General features: G+C 61.8%; 18 protein-coding genes and 1 pseudogene. All 19 read right to left on the reverse strand.

The genetic code is table 11. The features are described 5' to 3' along the window. Nucleotides 1-4 precede the first annotated feature (4 nt). Nucleotides 5-745, reverse strand: coding sequence for a flagellar motor protein (locus tag AC1MEK_RS23100; protein WP_480398598.1), 741 nt, complete (start codon nucleotides 743-745; stop codon nucleotides 5-7). Further along, on the reverse strand, nucleotides 745-1908 hold the full coding sequence (locus AC1MEK_RS23105) for a protein-glutamate methylesterase/protein-glutamine glutaminase (RefSeq protein WP_480398599.1): 1164 nt from the start codon (nucleotides 1906-1908) through the stop codon (nucleotides 745-747). The genes AC1MEK_RS23100 and AC1MEK_RS23105 overlap by 1 nt, the downstream gene beginning before the upstream one ends. A 180-nt stretch (nucleotides 1909-2088) precedes the next feature. Further along, nucleotides 2089-4380, reverse strand: a complete 2292-nt coding sequence (locus AC1MEK_RS23110; RefSeq protein WP_480398600.1) for a chemotaxis protein CheA — start codon at nucleotides 4378-4380, stop codon at nucleotides 2089-2091. 143 nt (nucleotides 4381-4523) lie between these two features. Beyond that, nucleotides 4524-5312, reverse strand: a complete 789-nt coding sequence (locus AC1MEK_RS23115) for a protein phosphatase CheZ (RefSeq protein ID WP_480398601.1) — start codon at nucleotides 5310-5312, stop codon at nucleotides 4524-4526. 19 nt (nucleotides 5313-5331) lie between these two features. Beyond that, nucleotides 5332-5706: a chemotaxis response regulator CheY gene (locus AC1MEK_RS23120; RefSeq protein ID WP_274132392.1), complete on the reverse strand. Its 375-nt coding sequence runs from the start codon at nucleotides 5704-5706 to the stop codon at nucleotides 5332-5334. A 249-nt stretch (nucleotides 5707-5955) separates the two neighbouring features. Beyond that, nucleotides 5956-6696, reverse strand: coding sequence for an RNA polymerase sigma factor FliA (gene fliA / locus AC1MEK_RS23125; RefSeq protein ID WP_480398602.1), 741 nt, complete (start codon nucleotides 6694-6696; stop codon nucleotides 5956-5958). Next, the gene (gene fleN / locus AC1MEK_RS23130; RefSeq protein WP_274132391.1) at nucleotides 6693-7526 is read right to left on the reverse strand and encodes a flagellar synthesis regulator FleN; all 834 of its coding nucleotides are present in this window, start codon (nucleotides 7524-7526) and stop codon (nucleotides 6693-6695) included. Before fleN ends, fliA begins: the two co-directional genes overlap by 4 nt. 119 nt (nucleotides 7527-7645) lie before the next feature. After that, nucleotides 7646-9004 carry a flagellar biosynthesis GTPase FlhF gene (gene flhF, locus AC1MEK_RS23135; RefSeq protein ID WP_480398603.1) on the reverse strand — a complete coding sequence of 453 codons (1359 nt, stop codon included), beginning with the start codon at nucleotides 9002-9004 and terminating at the stop codon, nucleotides 7646-7648. An 11-nt stretch (nucleotides 9005-9015) separates the two neighbouring features. Beyond that, nucleotides 9016-11145, reverse strand: a complete 2130-nt coding sequence (gene flhA / locus AC1MEK_RS23140) for a flagellar biosynthesis protein FlhA (protein ID WP_480398604.1) — start codon at nucleotides 11143-11145, stop codon at nucleotides 9016-9018. A gap of 499 nt (nucleotides 11146-11644) precedes the next feature. Beyond that, nucleotides 11645-11995: a hypothetical protein gene (locus AC1MEK_RS23145; RefSeq protein WP_480398605.1), complete on the reverse strand. Its 351-nt coding sequence runs from the start codon at nucleotides 11993-11995 to the stop codon at nucleotides 11645-11647. Between the two features lie 206 nt (nucleotides 11996-12201). Continuing rightward, entirely contained in the window at nucleotides 12202-13341 is a 1140-nt protein-coding gene (gene flhB / locus AC1MEK_RS23150) for a flagellar biosynthesis protein FlhB (protein ID WP_480398606.1), read from the reverse strand. Between the two features lies 1 nt (nucleotide 13342). After that, nucleotides 13343-14128 carry a flagellar biosynthetic protein FliR gene (fliR, locus tag AC1MEK_RS23155; RefSeq protein WP_480398607.1) on the reverse strand — a complete coding sequence of 262 codons (786 nt, stop codon included), beginning with the start codon at nucleotides 14126-14128 and terminating at the stop codon, nucleotides 13343-13345. 7 nt (nucleotides 14129-14135) lie between these two features. Further along, nucleotides 14136-14405, reverse strand: coding sequence for a flagellar biosynthesis protein FliQ (fliQ, locus tag AC1MEK_RS23160; RefSeq protein WP_480398608.1), 270 nt, complete (start codon nucleotides 14403-14405; stop codon nucleotides 14136-14138). Nucleotides 14406-14430: 25 nt separating this feature from the next. Further along, nucleotides 14431-15174 (reverse strand): flagellar type III secretion system pore protein FliP, encoded by a 744-nt coding sequence (gene fliP / locus AC1MEK_RS23165; RefSeq protein WP_480398609.1) that lies wholly within the window; start codon nucleotides 15172-15174, stop codon nucleotides 14431-14433. An 86-nt stretch (nucleotides 15175-15260) separates the two neighbouring features. After that, nucleotides 15261-15743 (reverse strand): annotated as a pseudogene (gene fliO / locus AC1MEK_RS23170) (flagellar biosynthetic protein FliO); the annotation flags it as partial. Continuing rightward, a complete protein-coding gene (gene fliN / locus AC1MEK_RS23175; protein ID WP_480398610.1) occupies nucleotides 15744-16208 on the reverse strand; it encodes a flagellar motor switch protein FliN in 465 nt (154 codons plus the stop codon). A gap of 67 nt (nucleotides 16209-16275) precedes the next feature. Beyond that, complete coding sequence (gene fliM / locus AC1MEK_RS23180) at nucleotides 16276-17244, reverse strand: flagellar motor switch protein FliM (protein ID WP_480398611.1); 969 nt, start codon at nucleotides 17242-17244, stop codon at nucleotides 16276-16278. A 9-nt stretch (nucleotides 17245-17253) separates the two neighbouring features. Further along, on the reverse strand, nucleotides 17254-17760 hold the full coding sequence (gene fliL, locus AC1MEK_RS23185; RefSeq protein ID WP_480398612.1) for a flagellar basal body-associated protein FliL: 507 nt from the start codon (nucleotides 17758-17760) through the stop codon (nucleotides 17254-17256). A gap of 350 nt (nucleotides 17761-18110) precedes the next feature. Then, the gene (locus tag AC1MEK_RS23190) at nucleotides 18111-19559 is read right to left on the reverse strand and encodes a flagellar hook-length control protein FliK (RefSeq protein ID WP_480398613.1); all 1449 of its coding nucleotides are present in this window, start codon (nucleotides 19557-19559) and stop codon (nucleotides 18111-18113) included. Between the last annotated feature and the right edge of the window lie 66 nt (nucleotides 19560-19625).

The following is a 19625-nucleotide window of genomic DNA, read 5'->3' on the forward strand; positions in this document are numbered from 1 at the left end:
TCCATCACTCCATGAAACCTTGCAGCTTCAACTCGATCGAGCGCGGGTTCTCGCCCTCGGCGATCGACAGCAGCCCTTCGAGCAGCATTTCGCGATAGCGCGACTGACGCACGGCCACCGATTTGAGCTTGTTGGCCACCGGCAGCAGGATCAGGTTGGCCGAGGCCACGCCATAGATGGTTGCCACGAATGCCACGGCAATGCCGCTGCCCAGCTGGTTGGGGTCGGCCAGGTTGCCCATGACATGAATCAGGCCCATGACCGCACCGATGATGCCGATGGTCGGCGCGTAGCCGCCCATGCTTTCAAAGACCTTGGCGGCCTGGATGTCGCGGCTTTCCTGGGTCAGGAAGTCCACTTCCAGGATGCTGCGGATGGCTTCGGGCTCGACGCCGTCCACCAGCAGTTGCAGGCCCTTGCGCGAGTAGGCGTCAGGCTCGGTGTCGGCCACGGTTTCCAGGCCCAGCAGGCCTTCCTTGCGTGCGGTCAGGCTCCAGTTGACCACGCGATCGATCCCGCCCTGCAGGTCGATGCGAGGCGGAAACAGAATCCAGATGAAGATCTGGATCGCCCGCTTGAACGCGCTCATCGGCGTTTGCAGCAGGCAGGCCGCCAGCGTACCGCCGAGCACGATCAGTGCCGCCGGGCCGTTGAGCAAGGCGCCCAGATGGCCGCCTTCCAGGAAGTTGCCGCCGATGATGGCGATGAACGCCAGAATGATCCCTATAAGTGTCAAAACATCCATCAGATACACGCCTCGACCAGATGACGCCCGATATCGTCCAGGCTGTAGACGGCGTCTGCCAGATCGGCTTTGACGATGGCCATCGGCATGCCGTAGATCACGCAGCTGGCTTCGTCCTGAGCCCAGATATGACTGCCGCCCTGCTTGAGCAGACGCGCGCCTTCGCGGCCGTCCGCCCCCATGCCGGTCAGCACCACGGCCAGCACCTTGTCGGCGTAGGCCTTGGCGGCTGAACCGAAGGTGATGTCCACGCACGGCTTGTAGTTCAGGCGCTCATCGCCCGGCAGGATTTTCACTGCGCCGCGACCGTCGACCATCATCTGCTTGCCGCCGGGAGCCAGCAGCGCAAGGCCCGGACGCAGGATGTCGCCATCCTCGGCTTCCTTGACGCTGATACGGCACAGCTTGTCCAGGCGCTCGGCGAAGGCCTTGGTGAAAGCTGCGGGCATGTGCTGGATCAACACGATGGGGGCCGGGAAATTGGCGGGCAGCTGAGTCAGCACCCGTTGCAGCGCCACCGGGCCGCCGGTGGAGGTGCCAATCGCCACCAGCTTGTAGGCCTTGCGCTTGGGTGCGGGCGACGCAGCCGGGGCATGATGCGCAGCGCCATGGGCCGCATGCGCCGCTGGCGCAGGGCGGACGGGCGCCGGGGCGGCCGGGCGTGCAGCAGTGGTCGTTTGCGTGCTGCGCAGCGAACTCGCTGCCGGTGCCGGGGCGGCCGCCGGTGCTGGCGCCGCCGGGCTGCTGAAACCGCCAAAACGGCGGTTGCTGCGGGAAATGCTGTGCACCTTCTCGCACAGCATCTGCTTGACCTTCTCAGGGTTGCGCGAGATGTCTTCGAAGTTCTTCGGCAGGAAGTCCACGGCCCCGGCATCCAGCGCGTCGAGGGTCACCCGGGCGCCTTCGTGGGTCAGCGAGGAGAACATCAGCACCGGGGTCGGGCAGCGCTGCATGATGTGACGAACTGCGGTAATGCCATCCATCATCGGCATTTCGTAGTCCATGGTGATCACGTCGGGTTTGAGCGCCAGGGCCTGGTCGATCGCTTCCCGGCCATTGGTGGCGGTGCCGACCACTTGAATCGTGGTGTCAGAGGACAGAATTTCCGAGACGCGACGGCGAAAGAAGCCCGAATCGTCTACTACCAGAACCTTGACGGTCATAAACACTCCATTCGGAAAAGCTGGCCAGAACCGGGCCCGCTTTCCATCAATCATTCTCGGCTTGCGACGTCCCCAGGTGGGAGTGAGCTTGCTCACGAAGGCGCGTTTACATCCACCACATTACCGATGGCCGATAAAACATTCGTGAGCAAGCTCACTCCCACAGAGGAAGATTCAGCCTCAGATACGCCGTGCGGCGTAGCGCTTGAGCATGCTCGGTACGTCAAGGATCAGGGCGATGCGGCCGTCACCGGTGATGGTGGCGCCGGACATGCCAGGCGTGCCTTGCAGCATCTTGCCCAGCGGCTTGATCACCACTTCTTCCTGACCCACCAGCTGATCCACCACGAAACCGATACGCTGGGTACCGACCGAGAGGATCACCACATGGCCCTCGCGCTGCTCTTCATGAGCGGCGTTACTGACCAGCCAGCGCTTGAGGTAGAACAGCGGCAAGGCCTTGTCGCGCACGATCACCACTTCCTGACCGTCGACGACGTTGGTGGTCGACAGGTCCAGGTGGAAGATCTCGTTGACGTTGACCAGCGGGAAGGCGAAGGCCTGGTTGCCCAGCATCACCATGAGCGTCGGCATGATCGCCAGGGTCAGCGGGACCTTGATGACGATCTTCGAGCCCTGGCCCTTGGTCGAGTAGATGTTGATCGAGCCGTTGAGCTGAGAAATCTTGGTCTTGACCACGTCCATGCCCACACCACGACCCGACACGTCGGAAATCTCGGTCTTGGTCGAGAAGCCCGGGGCGAAGATCAGGTTGTAGCAGTCGGTGTCGGACAGACGATCCGCCGCGTCCTTGTCCATCACCCCGCGCTTGACCGCGATGGCGCGCAGCACCGCCGGGTCCATGCCCTTGCCGTCATCGGAAATCGACAGCAGGATGTGGTCGCCTTCCTGTTCGGCCGAGAGCACCACACGACCGCCGCGAGCCTTGCCCGAAGCCTCGCGTTCTTCCGGCGACTCGATGCCGTGGTCCACCGCGTTGCGCACCAAGTGCACCAGCGGGTCGGCCAGGGCCTCGACCAGGTTCTTGTCCAGGTCGGTTTCTTCACCCACCAGTTCAAGGTTGATTTCTTTCTTGAGCTGACGCGCCAGGTCACGAACCAGACGCGGGAAGCGGCCGAAGACTTTCTTGATCGGCTGCATGCGGGTCTTCATGACCGCGGTCTGCAGGTCGGCGGTGACCACGTCCAGGTTGGACACGGCCTTGGACATGGCTTCATCGCCGCTGTTCAGGCCCAGACGCACCAGGCGGTTACGCACCAGCACCAGTTCGCCGACCATGTTCATGATCTCGTCCAGGCGCGCAGTGTCGACGCGCACGGTGGTTTCCGCTTCGGTCGGCGCCTTGTCGGCAGCAGCCGGCGCAGGAGCACGGGCAGGCGCAGCAGCGGCTGGCGCAGGTGCAGCCTTGGCGGCCGGCGCTGGCGCGGCGGCAGGTGCCGGTTTCGCAGGTTCTGCTTTGGGCGCTTCGGCTTTAGGCGGCTCGGCTTTAGGCGGCTCGGCTTTCTTGACCGGTGCCGCCGCCGTGGCGGTCGCACCCGCTACGGCCGGCTCGAACTTGCCTTTGCCATGCAGTTGATCGAGCAGCGCTTCGAATTCGTTGTCGGTGATTTCATCCGACGCAGGTTCGCTGGCGGCTGCCACAGGCGCTGCAGCTGGCGCGCCGGCATCCGGGGAGAAACTGCCCTTGCCGTGCAGCTGATCGAGCAGCGCTTCGAATTCGTCGTCGGTGATTTCGTCGCTCGCAGGCGTCGCCGCCGGTGCGGCCTCGGCTACAGGCACGACGGCGTCTACGGCGAACTGGCCCTTGCCATGCAACTGGTCGAGCAGCGACTCGAATTCGGCGTCAGTGATTTCGTCGCTGGCCGCTTCATCGGCCGCAGCGGCTGGCGCAGCCGGAGCAACCGGCGCCGACACGGCAGCACCCGCCGCCTCGGCCTTGACCGCATTGAGCGAGTCCAGCAGTTGTTCGAATTCCAGATCGGTGATGTCGTCGGATGCAGCCTCGGCCACCTCCTCAACGACCGGAGCCGGTGCAGGCGCGGCCGCGATTTCATCGGCCGACGCAGGCTCTGCCAGACGCGACAATGCCGCGAGCAGCTCGGGCGTGGCCGGCGTGATGTCGGAGCGTTCGCGCACCTGGCCGAACATGCTGTTGACGGTGTCCAGCGCTTCCAGGACGACGTCCATGAGCTCGGCATCGACCCGGCGCTCACCTTTGCGCAGGATGTCGAACACGTTCTCAGCGATGTGACAGCATTCAACCAGCTCGTTGAGCTGGAGGAAGCCAGCGCCCCCTTTTACAGTGTGAAAACCGCGAAAAATGGCATTGAGCAGATCCGCATCATCCGGCCGGCTTTCCAGCTCGACCAACTGTTCGGACAACTGCTCGAGAATCTCGCCGGCCTCTACCAGAAAATCCTGAAGGATTTCTTCATCGGCGCCGAAGCTCATTGGGGGTGCTCCTAAAATTAACCGTCAAACCGATCCAGAGGCTGCGTCACAGGTTCGCGCGCATTGCCTTCGTCGAGGCATTGGCGCGCGATCCAGCAGCCACTTTCACATAGAACCCGGGGCTTGAATCCACTCGCGGGAATTCAGAATCCGAGGCTGGATAGCAGATCGTCTACATCATCCTGACCGGATACGACGTCTTCACGTTTATCGGCATGAATCTGCGGACCTTCACCCTTGGAATGAAGTTTTTCCTGCTCTTTTTGCTTACGGAACACTTCCTGATCGTGCTGGATCCCGGCAAAGCGATCCACCTGGCTGGCCATCAGCACCAGCTTGAGCAGATTGCTCTCGACCTCGGTCACAAGCGTAGTCACGCGCTTGATCACCTGGCCGGTCAGGTCCTGATAATCCTGGGCCAGGAGGATGTCGTTCAGGTGGCTGGCAACCTGATGACTCTCCTTCTCGCTGCGCGCCAGGAAACCTTCGACACGGCGGGCCAGATCACGAAATTCCTCGGCGCCGATCTCGCGACGCATGAAGCGTCCCCAATCGGCGCTCAGGGCCTTGGCGTCTTCGCTCAAGCCGTTCATCAACGGCGTGCTCTGCTCCACCAGGTCCATGGTCTTGTTGGCCGCGCCTTCGGTCAGGCGCACAACATACGACAGGCGCTCGGTGGCATCGGTGATCTGCGACACTTCTTCGGCTTGCGGCATGTGCGGGTCAATCTGGAAATTGACGATTGCACTGTGCAGCTCGCGCGTCAGCTTGCCGACTTCCTGATACAGGCCGCGGTCCCGGGTCTGATTAAGCTCATGGATAAGTTGCACGGCGTCGCCGAACTTGCCTTTTTCAAGGCTGGCGACGAGCTCTTGTGCGTGTTTCTTCAGGGTCGACTCGAAGTCACCCATTGTCGATTCTTTAGGATCCATAGCGCCCTCGCAGCGGACATCAGCTATTGACGCGCTCGAATATCTTCTCGATCTTTTCTTTGAGCACCTGGGCGGTGAATGGCTTCACGACGTAACCGTTAACACCGGCCTGTGCGGCCTCGATGATCTGCTCGCGCTTGGCTTCGGCGGTGACCATCAGCACCGGCATGTGGCGCAGGCGCTCATCGGCGCGCACCTGACGCAGCAGGTCGATGCCCGACATGCCCGGCATGTTCCAGTCCGTGACCAGGAAATCGAAACCGCCCGCCTGCAACATCGGCAATGCGGTGGTACCGTCATCTGCTTCGGCCGTGTTGGTGAACCCAAGGTCACGCAACAGGTTTTTTATGATCCGCCGCATCGTTGAGAAGTCATCAACGATGAGGATTTTCATGTTCTTGTCCAATTCGACCTCCAAGCAGTCTTTAACGCGCCCAGCCCCTGGACGCGCGTTCAATCAATACCGGCGAGCGGCTTTACGAATAACAGTGACGGGTTTTCGAATCGACAAGTAACAGGCGCAGCGAAACGAATCTTCAAAGATCCGATCCCACCGGCTCCTGCCTTGCCTTTTGTTGCACCCACATCTTGCACAGCCGGTCTTGCATTCAGCACGCAGGCACACTGGCCTGCGCGGGTTAAATCAACGTGCGCGCCACTCGCTCAGGCGGCCGCGCAAACGGGCGGCGCACTGGCTGTGCAGCTGGCTGACCCGGGATTCGCTGACGCCCAGGACTTCACCGATTTCCTTGAGGTTCAGCTCTTCGTCGTAGTACAGCGCCAGCACCAGGCGTTCACGCTCGGGCAGGTTGGCGATGGCATCGGCCAGCGCCCCTTGAAAACGCTCGTCTTCCAGATCGCGGGACGGTTCCAGCGACTGGCTCGCGCCGTCTTCGTGCAGCCCTTCATGCTCGCCGTCCTGCAACAGGTCGTCGAAGCTGAACAGGCGACTGCCCAGTGTGTCATTGAGAATCGCGTAGTAATCGTCGAGGCTCATCTGAAGTTCGGCAGCAACCTCGTGATCTTTAGCGTCACGGCCGGTTTTTGCTTCAATCACACGAATCGCGTCGCTGACCATGCGCGTATTGCGGTGAACCGAGCGCGGCGCCCAGTCACCCTTACGCACTTCGTCGAGCATCGCGCCACGAATGCGGATGCCGGCGTAGGTCTCGAAACTCGCGCCCTTGGTCGAGTCGTATTTGGTCGACACTTCGAGCAGGCCGATCATCCCCGCCTGGATCAAGTCCTCGACCTGCACACTGGCCGGCAGACGCGCCAGCAAGTGGTAGGCGATACGCTTGACCAACGGGGCATAGCGCTCGATGAGCTCGTACTGGGAATCTCTGGATGATTTGCTGTACATGCGATAGCCACTTGCAGTCATGACACTGGCCCTGCACTGGTCTGATGAACCAGGCGCTCGACGAAAAATTCCAGATGGCCACGCGGGTTCGCCGGCAGCGGCCAGGTATCGACTTTCTGCGCGATGGCCTTGAACGCCAGCGCACATTTGGAACGGGGAAACGCCTCGTACACCGCGCGCTGCTTCTGCACGGCCTTGCGCACGCACTCGTCGTACGGCACGGCGCCCACGTACTGCAGCGCGACGTCCAGGAAGCGGTCGGTGACCTTGGTCAGCTTGGCGAACAGATTGCGCCCTTCCTGCGGGCTCTGGGCCATGTTGGCCAGCACGCGGAAGCGGTTCATGCCGTAGTCGCGGTTGAGCAGCTTGATCAGCGCGTAGGCGTCGGTGATCGAGGTCGGTTCGTCGCAGACCACCAGCAGCACTTCCTGGGCCGCGCGCACGAAGCTGACCACCGACTCGCCGATCCCGGCAGCGGTGTCGATCACCAGCACGTCCAGGTTGTCGCCGATGTCGCTGAAGGCCTGGATCAGGCCAGCGTGCTGGGCAGGCGTCAGTTGCACCATGCTCTGGGTGCCGGAAGCGGCCGGCACGATGCGCACCCCGCCTGGCCCCTGCAACAGGACATCGCGCAGCTCGCAGCGGCCTTCGATGACGTCGGCCAGGGTGCGTTTAGGGGTCAAGCCCAACAATACGTCGACGTTGGCCAGACCCAGATCGGCGTCCAGCAACATCACGCGACGCCCAAGCTCGGCCAGTGCCAGCGAGAGGTTCACTGACACGTTGGTCTTGCCTACGCCACCTTTGCCACCAGTCACCGCGATAACCTGAACGGGATGCATGCTGCCCATGTTAATTTTTTACCTTGTCTTGCTTAGACCTAAGCCACACTTCGGGCTGCACGTTCAGTGACTGAACAATGCCTGGCAGACCATCGATGCAGGTATTTTCCAATGTCATTTTCCTTAACCTAGCCCGCGCGCTTGCCGGTGCTGTGATAAAGATCCGCAAACATATCCGCCATCGCTTCCTCGCTAGGCTCCTCCTGCATCTGCACACTCACCGCTCGGCTTACGAGCTGGTGCCGGCGTGGCAGATGCAGATCATCCGGTATCCGTGGGCCATCGGTCAGATAGGCCACGGGCAATTCGTGTGTCACGGCAAGGCTGAGCACTTCGCCCAGGCTTGCGGTTTCGTCCAGCTTGGTCAGGATGCACCCGGCCAGGCCGCAACGCTTGTAACTGTGATAGGCCGCAGTCAGCACCTGTTTCTGGCTGGTTGTCGCCAGGACCAGGTAGTTGCGCGCCTTGATGCCGCGCCCTGCCAGGCTTTCCAGTTGCAGACGCAGGGCCGGGTCGCTCGCCTGCAGGCCGGCGGTGTCGATCAACACCACGCGCTTGCGCAAGAGCGGCTCCAGCGCCTGAGCCAGCGACTGGCCCGGGTCGACATGGGTCACCGGCACATTGAGGATCCGGCCCAGCGTCTTGAGCTGTTCCTGAGCCCCGATGCGGAAACTGTCCATACTCACCAGCGCGATATTTTGCGCGCCGTATTTCAACACATATCGGGCCGCAAGTTTTGCCAGCGTGGTGGTCTTGCCCATTCCGGCAGGGCCGACCATGGCGATCACCCCACCCTCTTCCAGCGGCTCGACCTCTGGCGTGACGATCATGCGTGCCAGGTGCGCCAGCAACATGCGCCAGGCGTGGGGCTGGTCATCGACATCCGGGACCATGTTCAGAAGGTCGCGCGACAGCGGGCCGGACAGGCCGACGCGTTGCAGACGACGCCACAGGTTGGCCTGCTGCGGACGGCTGCCTTGCAGTTGATTCCAGGCCAGCGAACCGAGCTGGACTTCCAGAAGTTCGCGCAGGCCGTTCAATTCCGAACGCATCGAATCGTAGGCACGCTGGCTGATGCCAGGATCAGCCGCCGCGCGCTCGGCACGCTCTGCGCGATCCGCCGCGATGGCGGCGTGGATCGACGGGCGGAACGGCTCGTCCAGGGTCGGCTCGATCTGTTTGTTGCTGTCATCCATGGCAATGCCGGAGAACAGCTGGCGATTGGCAACGCTGTCCAGCTCGCTGCGGCTTGTCAGTTCAGCCTGCGCGGTGACGATGCGCGACTGGGTCTTGCGCAGCTCGTCTTCGAGCTCCACGTTCGGCACGCGCGGGGCCAGCGCGGACAGTTTGTAGTCCAGCGCGGCTGTCAGTTCCACACCGCCGGCGATCCGCCGGTTGCCGATGATGGCGGCTTCAGCGCCCAGCTCATCACGAACCAGCTTCATGGCTTGACGCATATCGGCGGCGAAAAAACGCTTAACTTGCATGACTCACTACCTCAGCCGTTCGGCCCGACAGTCGCTACGATGGTGACTTGCTTATTGTCAGGAATTTCCTGATAAGCCAAAACATGCATGTTCGGCACTGCCAGGCGTCCAAAGCGGGACAACATGGCGCGAACCGGACCTGCGACCAACAAAATTACCGGCTGACCCTGCATCTCCTGACGCTGCGCTGCCTCGATCAACGAGCGCTGAAGTTTCTCAGCCATGCTCGGTTCGAGCAGAACGCCTTCTTCCTGACCCTGTCCTGCCTTCTGCAGACTATTGAGCAATATCTGTTCCAACCTTGGTTCAAGGGTGATGACAGGCAGCTCCGGCTCAATGCCGACAATGCTTTGCACGATTGCACGGGACAGCCCGACCCGCACCGCCGCCACCAATGCGGCGGTATCTTGACTCCGCGCCGCGTTGTTGGCGATGGCTTCGGCGATGCTGCGAATGTCGCGCACCGGCACCTGCTCGGCCAGCAGCGCCTGCAGCACCTTGAGCAGCGCCGACAGCGAGAGCACGCCCGGGACCAGTTCCTCGGCCAGTTTCGGCGAGCTTTTGGCCAAAAGGGTCATCAACTGCTGGACTTCTTCGTGCCCGATCAATTCATGTGAGTGTTTGTACAGAATCTGGTTCAAGTGAGTGGCCACTACGGTACTGGCATCGACCACCGTGTAACCCAGCGACTGCGCCTGGGCGCGCTGGCTGATTTCGATCCACACCGCTTCCAGACCGAACGCCGGGTCTTTGGCATTGATGCCGTTGAGGCTGCCAAATACCTGACCCGGGTTGATTGCCAGCTCGCGATCCGGATAAATCTCGGCTTCGGCCAGGGTCACGCCCATCAGGGTCAGACGATACGCGCTCGGCGCCAGGTCCAGGTTGTCGCGAATGTGTACGGTTGGCATCAGGAAGCCCAACTCTTGCGACAACTTCTTGCGCACGCCCTTGATCCGCGCGAGCAACTGCCCGCCCTGGTTGCGATCCACCAGCGGAATCAGGCGATAGCCCACTTCCAGGCCGATCATGTCGATCGGCGTCACGTCATCCCAGCCCAGCTCCTTGGATTCCTGGGCACGGGTCGGCGACGGCAGCAGATCCTGCTGGCGCTTGACCTCGGCGATGGCCGCGAGCTTGACCTGGTTCTGTTTCTTCCACAAAAGGTACGCACCACCCGCCGCCAGCAGCCCCAGGCTGATGAACGAGAAATGCGGCATGCCCGGCACCAGACCCATGACGATCATGATCGCCGCAGACACGGCCAGCGCCTTGTGCGAGTTGAACATCTGGCGACTGACCTGCTTGCCCATCTCCTCGGAGCCGGACGCACGGGTCACCATGATCGCCGCAGCGGTCGACAGCAACAGCGATGGCAGCTGCGCCACCAAACCGTCACCAATGGTTAACAGGGCGTACACCTTGCCGGCGTCGGCGAAGGTCATGTTGTGTTGCAGGATACCCACCAGCATGCCGCCGATGAGGTTGATGAACAGGATCAACAGACCGGCAATGGCATCACCGCGCACGAACTTGCTGGCACCGTCCATGGAGCCGTAGAACTCGGCTTCCTGGGCGACTTCCAGGCGGCGGCGCTTGGCTTCCGGCTGATCGATGAGGCCGGCGTTGAGGTCGGCGTCAATCGCCATCTGTTTGCCGGGCATCGCATCGAGGGTGAAACGCGCGCTCACCTCGGAGATACGACCGGCACCTTTGGTCACGACCACGAAGTTGATGATCATGAGGATCGCGAACACCACGATACCGACCACGTAGTTCCCGCCGATCACCACTTCACCGAAGGCCTGGATCACCTTACCGGCAGCGGCGTGGCCGTCCTGGCCATGCAGCATGACCACGCGGGTGGACGCGACGTTGAGCGCCAGGCGCAGGAGCGTGGCGACCAGCAGAATGGTGGGGAACACCGAGAAGTCGAGCGGTCGCAATGCGTAGACGCAGACCAGCAGCACGACGATGGAGAGCGCGATGTTGAACGTGAAGAACACGTCCAGCAGGAACGGCGGCATCGGCAACATCATCATTGCCAGCATGACCAGCAACAACAACGGCACGCCCAACTGACCACGACCCAGGCCGGCCAGTCCAGAGCGTGCGTTTGTGATTAATTGAGAGCGATCCACCGATTGTCTACCTGCGCGTTAAACCAAACTTTTGACGCCAGAGGCGTTGTAGCGCAGGTGTTGCAAAAACCTGTCCAACTCTTGGAAAGCCTGAAAAATATCATAGTGCCACTATACAGATTTGTGTCGGGGTCGACATATTTCCTTTGGTTTGCCGATTTGTGTCTGGCTCAGGCTGCTGTCGGGTCTGATCAAGGTCAAGGTCAAGATCAAGGTCAAGAGCGCTCTTCCTAACGTCAGATCTGTTTCGACTTCGTCGAGTTACTTGGAAAAGACCCCCAAGTAACCAAGGGGTCCTGCTCCTGGTTTGGCCCGACTTCGTCGGGTTCCCTCTCTCCGGTCCCGCTCCGTGGGCCCGGCGCGAAGGGCCATCCATGGCCCAACGCGCCTCTCGCCGCATCCATGCGGCTCGACCCACTCCGCGAGACCTGCGTTCGGCCTGCACCCAAGTCGCGTTCTGTATCGTCTGGGCTATCGCGTACGAAGATCAAAAGCCAGATCAACGGCAACGGCGGGATGTTGTGCGGTTTGCTTTTGATTCTGCCCGGAGGGCGTAGGAGCGCAGCTTGCTCGCGATCTGGCGCGCAGCGGCAGTAAAACCATCCACGTCGGCCGTGTCAGGCATACCGCATACACCGGATTTGCTGCCGATCCCCGGCAGATCGCTGGCAAGCCGAGCTCCTACGCCTTCGGCAGAATCAAAAGCAAACCGCATTCTGCCTTCGATCTGGCTTTTGATCTTCGTGCGCGATAGCTCAGACGGCACAAAACGCGACTTGGGTGCAGGCTGAACGCAGGTCTCGCGGAGTGGGTCGAGCCGCATGGATGCGGCGAGAGGCGTGTGGGCCATGGATGGCCCTTTCACGCCGGGCCCACGGAGCGGGACCGGAGTGAAGGAACCCTGACGAAGTCAGGGCCAAACCAGGAGCAGGACACCTTGGTTACTTGGGTGTCTTTTCCAAGTAACTCGACGAAGTCGAAACAGGTCTGACGTTAGGAAGAACGCTTTTGACGTTGATCTTGATCTTGATCTTGATCTTGATCTTGATCTAAAGCCTAAGAATCCCTACGCAAATCCGGCGGAATCGGCAAATCATCACTCAACGGCGCCGGCCGCTTGCCCCGCCCGGCATGGAACTGCCGGATCTGATAGACATACGCCAACACCTGCGCCACCGCCAGATACAGCCCCGCCGGAATCTCCTGCTCAAGCTCGGTGCTGTAATAGATCGAACGCGCCAGCGCCGGCGACTCCAGCAACAGAATCTGATGCTGCGCCGCAATCTCGCGGATCTTCAGCGCAATGAAATCACTGCCCTTGGCCAGCAGCACCGGCGCCCCGCCCTTGTCCGCGTCGTACTTGAGCGCCACGGCATAGTGGGTCGGGTTGGTGATGATCACGTCAGCCTGAGGAATCGCCGCCATCATCCGCCGCTGCGACATCTCACGCTGCAACTGGCGAATGCGCTGCTTGACCTCCGGCCGGCCCTCACTGTCCTTGTGCTCGTCGCGCACTTCCTGCTTGGTCATCAGCAGTTTCTTGTGCGCCTGCCACAGCTGCACCGGCACATCCACCGCCGCGATGATCAGCAGCCCGAACGCCATCCACAACGTGCTCCAGCCCACCAGCTGCAGGCTATGGATGATGGCCATTTCCAGCGGCTCATGGGCGATCGCCAGCAGGTCGTCCTTGTCCTTTTTCAGGACCAGCACCGCCACCACCAACACGATGAAAAACTTGGCGAAGGACTTGAGCAACTCGATCAGCGCATTGGGCGAGACCATGCGCTTGAGACCCGCCAGGGGGTTCAGGCGGCTGAACTTGGGGGCCAGGGAACCGGCGGCGAACAACCAGCCGCCCAGCGAGATCGGGCCGATCAGTGCGGCAATGGTCAGGGCCGTCAAAAGCGGCGCGATGGACATCAGCGCCGCCTTGCCCGAGACCATCAGCATCAGGCTCATGCTGCGCTCTTCCATCAGCGCAGCGCGAGAGATGCTGAAGTTGTCGCGCATCAGTTGCATCATCATTTCGGCCATCGAGCCGCCAAACGCCAGTAAACCGGCGGCGCCGACGATCATGATGATGACCGTGTTGAGTTCTTTGGACCGGGCAATCTCGCCCTTCTCGCGCGCGTCTTTCTTGCGTTTGTCCGTGGGGTCTTCTGTCTTGTCCTGACCGCTCTCGCTCTCAGCCATGTCAGCGCGCCTTGACCATTTCCTTGAGCAACTGCAAGGCGTCGACCGCCAGCGGTTGGTATTGATTGAGGATGTCGCCCAGGGAGATCCACAGAATCCCCATGCCCAGCACCAGGGTCAGCGGAAAACCGATGGAAAAGATGTTCAACTGCGGCGCCGCGCGGGTCATCACGCCCATGGCGATGTTGATCACCAACAATGCGGTGATCGCCGGCAGCACCAGAATCAGCGCCGCGCCCAGCACCCAGCTCAGGCGCAGCACCAGCCCCCAGAAGTCCGCCGGCATCAGACCCTCGCCGACCGGCAGCGTGGTGAAGCTTTCGATCAGCACCTCGAACACCACCAGATGCCCGTTCATGGCCAGGAACAGCAGCGTCACCAGCATGGTGAAGAACTGCCCGATCACCGCCACCGACACGCCGTTGACCGGATCGACCATGGACGCGAAGCCCATGCCCATCTGAACCGCGACGATTTGCCCGGCAATCACGAACGCCTGGAAGAACAGCTGCAGCGAGAGGCCCAGCGCCGCGCCGATGATGATCTGTTGCGCGATCAACAGCAGCGCGCTCAGGTCCAGCGCGTGTACTTCGGGCATCGGCGGCAGGCTGGGTGCCACCACGAGTGTGATCGCCAGCGCCAGGTACAGCCGCACTCGCGTGGGCACCAGGGTCGTGCCGAACACCGGCATGGTCATCAGGACGGCAGCGATGCGAAACAGCGGCAGCATGAAGGCGGCCACCCACGTGCTGATCTGTGTATCGGTCAGCGCCAGCACAGGCTCCATGGGTCGCTCAGCCGATCACTTGGGGAATGCTGGTGTACAGCGTGATGATGTAGTCCATGAAGGTGCGCACCAGCCACGGGCCGATGGCGATCAGCGTGACCAGCATCACCAACAGGCGCGGCAGAAAGCTCAGGGTCTGTTCGTTGATCTGGGTGGCGGCCTGGAACATCGAGACCAACAGGCCCACGATCAGGCTGGGCACCACCAGAATGGCGACCATGGTGGTGGTCAGCCACAGCGCTTCGCGAAACAGGTCGACGGCAACTTCCGGGGTCATGCCAGGCACTCCTCAAGGAACAGGTTCATACGCCACCGAAACTGCCGGCCAGCGTGCCGATGATCAGCGCCCAGCCGTCCACCAGCACGAACAGCATGATCTTGAACGGCAGGGAAATGATCAAAGGCGACAGCATCATCATACCCATGGCCATCAGCACACTGGCGACCACCAGGTCGATGATCAGGAATGGAATGAAAATCATGAAACCGATCTGGAACGCGGTCTTGAGCTCCGAAGTCACGAACGCCGGGACGATGATGGTCAAGGGCGCCGCGTCCGGGGTCGGAATGTCGGTGCGCTTGGACAGGCGCATGAACAGCTCCAGATCACTGGAACGGGTCTGCGCCAGCATGAAGTCCTTGACTGGCACTTCGGCCTTGGCCACCGCTTCCTGGGCGGTGATCTTCTCCGCCAGGTACGGCTGCAGCGCATCGTTGTTCACCCGGTCGAACACCGGGGCCATGATGAACAGCGTCAGAAACAGCGCCATGCCGGTGAGGATCTGGTTCGACGGTGTCTGCTGCAGGCCCAAGGCCTGACGCAGGATCGAGAACACGATGATGATCCGGGTGAAGCTGGTCATCAGCATGACGAACGCCGGGATGAAGCTCAGCGCGGTCATGATCAGCAGGATCTGCAGACTGACCGAATACTCCTGCTGGCCGTTGGCGCCGGTGCCCAGCGAGATCGCCGGGATCGACAGCGGATCGGCGCCGAACGCCAGCGGCGCTGCCAGCAGCAACAGCAGCGTCAAAACGATGCGCATCAGTTCTTGTCCTTCTGACCCGGATTTTCGAGGCTGTCTTTTGTATCGAACGGTCGCGCGGCGGGTTTGCCAGGCTGCCCTTTGTTGCCCAGCGCTTCCAGCAGACGCCGCGCAAACTCAGGGGTGGTGTTCTGGGTTTCAGGCACCTTGACCGGCTCGTTCATCACGTGCAGCGCGGTGATGCTGCCCGGGGAGACGCCGAGCAGCACCTGCTCGTTGCCCACCTGCACCAGCACCAGCCGGTCACGCGGGCCCAGTGCCCGGGAACCCACCAGTTCGATCACCTGATTGCCCGCAGGCCCCGCGCGCTGCACCCGGCGCATCAGCCAGGCCAGCACGAAGATCAGGCCGACCACCAGCAACAGACCCAGCACCAGCTGCGCCAGTTGCCCACCGATGCCGGACGTCAGCGCACTGGCGGGCGGCACCACCACCGCTGGCGTGGCAGGCGCCGCCGTTGCCGCGACCGGTGCTGCCGGCGCTGCGGGAATGGCAGGATCGGCGGCCAGCGCCATCCACGAAGCGAACACCAACGGCGCGGCCAGCAGGCCCTTGAGCAGGCGGCTCATTCAGCGCAGCTTCTTGATGCGTTCGCTCGGGCTGATCACGTCGGTCAGGCGGATGCCGAACTTCTCGTTCACCACCACCACCTCGCCGTGGGCGATCAGCGTGCCGTTGACCAGCACGTCCAGCGGCTCGCCGGCCAGGCGATCGAGCTCGATCACCGAACCCTGGTTGAGCTGCAGCAGGTTGCGGATGTTGATGTCGGTGCTGCCCACTTCCATGGAGATCGACACCGGAATGTCCAGAATCACGTCCAGGTTGGGGCCGTCCAGCGAAACCGGACCGGTCTGCTTGGGCACGCTGCCGAACTCTTCCATCGCCAGGCGGTTGCCGGCGCTGTTGCCGGCATCGGCTGCCAGCAGTGCGTCGATGTCGGCCTGGCCGCCCTCGCCCGCTTCACCCAAGGCCGCAGCCCACTCGTCGGCCAGAGCCTGGTCGTCTGCGGAGTTCATTTCGTTTTCATCAGCCATGGTTGTCCTCGACACGCTTTATTCGTTGGCACAGCAAATTGTGTATTCAGGTGCTGACGGTATCGCGTCAGCGACGTTCGATCGGCTCGACCACTTGCAGGGCCAGATTGCCCTTGTGCGAGCCCAGCTTGACCTTGAAAGACGGCACGCCATTGGCGCGCATCACCAGGTGCTCGCCCAGCTCCACCGGAATCACGTCGCCAGGCGCCATGTGCAGGATGTCCCGCAACTTGAGCTGACGACGGGCCACGGTGGCGCTCAGCGGCACGGCCACGTCCAGCACGTCCTGCTTGAGGGCGTTGACCCAGCGCTCGTCCTGATCGTCCAGGTCGGACTGGAAACCGGCGTCGAGCATTTCGCGCACCGGCTCGATCATCGAGTACGGCATGGTCACGTGCAGGTCACCGCCACCGCCATCGAGTTCGATGTGGAAGGTGGAAACCACGATCGCTTCACTCGGGCCGACGATGTTGGCCATGGCCGGGTTCACTTCCGAGTTGATGTACTCGAAATTGACTTCCATGATCGCCTGCCAGGCTTCCTTGAGGTCAATGAACGCCTGATCCAGCACCATGCGCACCACGCGCAGCTCGGTGGGGGTGAATTCACGGCCTTCGATCTTGGCGTGACGGCCGTCGCCACCGAAGAAGTTGTCCACCAGCTTGAACACCAGTTTGGCGTCCAGAATGAACAACGCGGTGCCGCGCAGCGGTTTGATCTTGACCAGGTTCAGGCTGGTCGGCACGTACAGCGAGTGAATGTATTCGCCGAACTTCATCACCTGCACGCCGCCCACCGCCACGTCGGCCGAGCGACGCAGCAGGTTGAACATGCTGATGCGGGTATAACGGGCGAAACGCTCGTTGATCATTTCCAGGGTCGGCATGCGCCCGCGCACGATCCGGTCCTGACTGGTCAGGTCATAACTTTTGACGCTGCCAGGTTCGATGACGCTTTCGGTCTGTACCAGACCATCGTCCACGCCATGCAGCAGCGCGTCGATTTCATCCTGGGACAGCAGGTCTTGCACGGCCATGTCGTGGTCCTACTGCAATACGTAGTTAGTGAAAAGAACCTGTTCGATGACGCTCTTGTTCAGCTCTTTCTGGCCGACTTCCTGCACCACCGCAGCGGCCTTCTGGCGCAGCATTTCCATGCCCACTGGCGTTGCGATGGTGTCGAAAGGCTGGCCGGAGAACATCATCACCAGGTTGTTGCGGATGACCGGCATGTGCACTTTCAGCGCTTCCAGGTCCGCGTGATCGCGGGCCAGCAGGGTGATGCTGACCTGCATGTAGCGCTGCCGGCCATTAACGTTGTAGTTGACGACGAAAGGCGGCGTCAGCGGCTCGAAGATCGCCTCCTTCTTGACGTTGGCAGCCTCGGCGGCTACCGCAGGATCGGGCTTGCTCTCGGCCTTGTGCATGATGAACCAGGTCGCGCCGACCGAAAGACCGATGGCCAGCAAGAGGCCCACCACCACCAGAATGATGATCTTCAACTTGCCTTTCTTCGCGGGGTCTTTAACTGCTGCGTCGTCGGTCTTCGCCATGCCAATAATCCGTCACTATCCAATGGGTTCGGTGTTGCGTGACAGAGGGAGAGCAAGGGTTGTGCCAGAGTTGGCTCAGAGAAAGGTAGAAAGCGCAGGTGCAAACCCTGATTCGCGTAGGGCGCAATCTGTAGGAGCGAATTTATTCGCGAATGGCCGGCAGGAGCGATCCTTTTTTTAGCGCCTGAACCATTTTTCGCGAATAAATTCGCTCCTACAGGGGGATCGGCGCATGTCAGAAAACCCGAAGACATTCGCCGGACCTGTAGGAGCGAATTCATACGCGAATGGCCGGTGCAGCCGACGAAATCGTGTCAGGCACACCGCCATATCGCGGATGAAGGCGGGGATCAGGCGTAATAATCGACCGCGCTGGTCCCCACCACGGTCAACGGCGCGCTGGCCGCTGCCGTGGCGGCATCGATCGGTGCGCCGTCGGCGATCAGGTCGCTGCCACTGCCATTGCCCGAACCATTGGCGCCGCTGCCACGCTGGGTATCGCCACCGGACTGCTGCTGGGCCTGTTGCTGCCAGCCGCGGCCCTGATCGGACACGTTGACGTCGACCTGGCCCATGCCCTGCTGGGCGAAGGAGTCACGCAGGCGCGAGAGCTGGTTTTCCAGCGCGTCGCGAACGCCCACGTGAGCACTCATGAAGGTGACCTGGGTCTGCTGGTCTGCCGCCATATTGACGCGAATGTCCAGACGGCCCAGTTCGGCCGGTTCAAGTTGAATGTCAGCCTGCTTGAGGTTCTGGCTGGACAGGTACATCACGCGGTTGACCACGCCTTCGGTCCAGCCGTTCTGGTTCATGGCCAATGGCTGATTAAGCAGCGGTGCAGGCGTCGCCGACCCCGTCTTCACCTGGGCGGCCTGAGACAGCGAGGCCAGGCGCTCGGCGAAGTTGTCCACGCGGGTGTCGCTGCTGGCGCCCTTCACATCCTTCAGGCCATCCGCCAGCAGGCCGGAAAAGGCCTTGTCGCCGCCGCCTTCGGTGGTGCTCTTGTCGACCGGCTGATCACCCAGCGCCGCCAGATTGCCGGCCAGTTGCTGGGCAGGATCGACATTAGGGTCCTGCTTGCCAGTCTCGTGCCCAGCGCCCTTCACCGCACCCGTTGCCTGGGCGTTCTGCTGAGCCTTGTTCTCCAGCGCGACCTGCACAGCGGTCAAACCTTCCAGCGGGTCGGCCGAAGGGTCGAAGGTGTCGTCAGTGGCATCGGTCGGCGCCTGCACCACCGGTGGCGGGACCACAGGCGCAGTGCTGGCCAACAAGGCAGGGTCGATGGCCGGCTGCGCGGTGACGTCAGGCTGCACCGGTGCAGGCTCGACCACCGGCGTTGTCACCACCAGCGAAGGATCGACTGCCGGATCGGTGACGGTTGTGTCAGCCACGGTCGAATCGGCGGAGGTCGTCGTCGCGTCAGAGGTGTCGTCGTCGCTATCGTCGTCGCTGTCGTTATCCTTGGCGGTGTTGTCCGGCTTGGCGTTGTCCGCTTTCCCGTTGACCGCCTTGTGCCCAGGCAAGCCATTGCCGTTATCGGCAACGGTCTTGTCAGAGGCGGCAGACGATTGGCTGGCGCCATGCTTGTTGTCCGCTGCCGAACTCTTGGCGCTGGAAGGTTTTGCCGGGCTGTCATCGACGCTCGAAGGCTTGGGGGCCGACTGCTTGGCAAACACCGTCGAGAAGCTGGAAGCGTTGTCCTTGACGGGGTCTGGCGCCTTTACCGAAGTGGCGGCGCTGGCTTTCTGGGCTTTGGCAGCCGTCAGAGCCGTGAGTAAAGGGTTGTTGGCAAGGGCCATGGTGATCTCCGCAAAAGCACGATTGCGGCTTGATCTAGCAAATGGCGGGCCAGTTTTCTGATCGAA

It is taken from the genome of Pseudomonas sp. 2 (genome assembly GCF_056627435.1).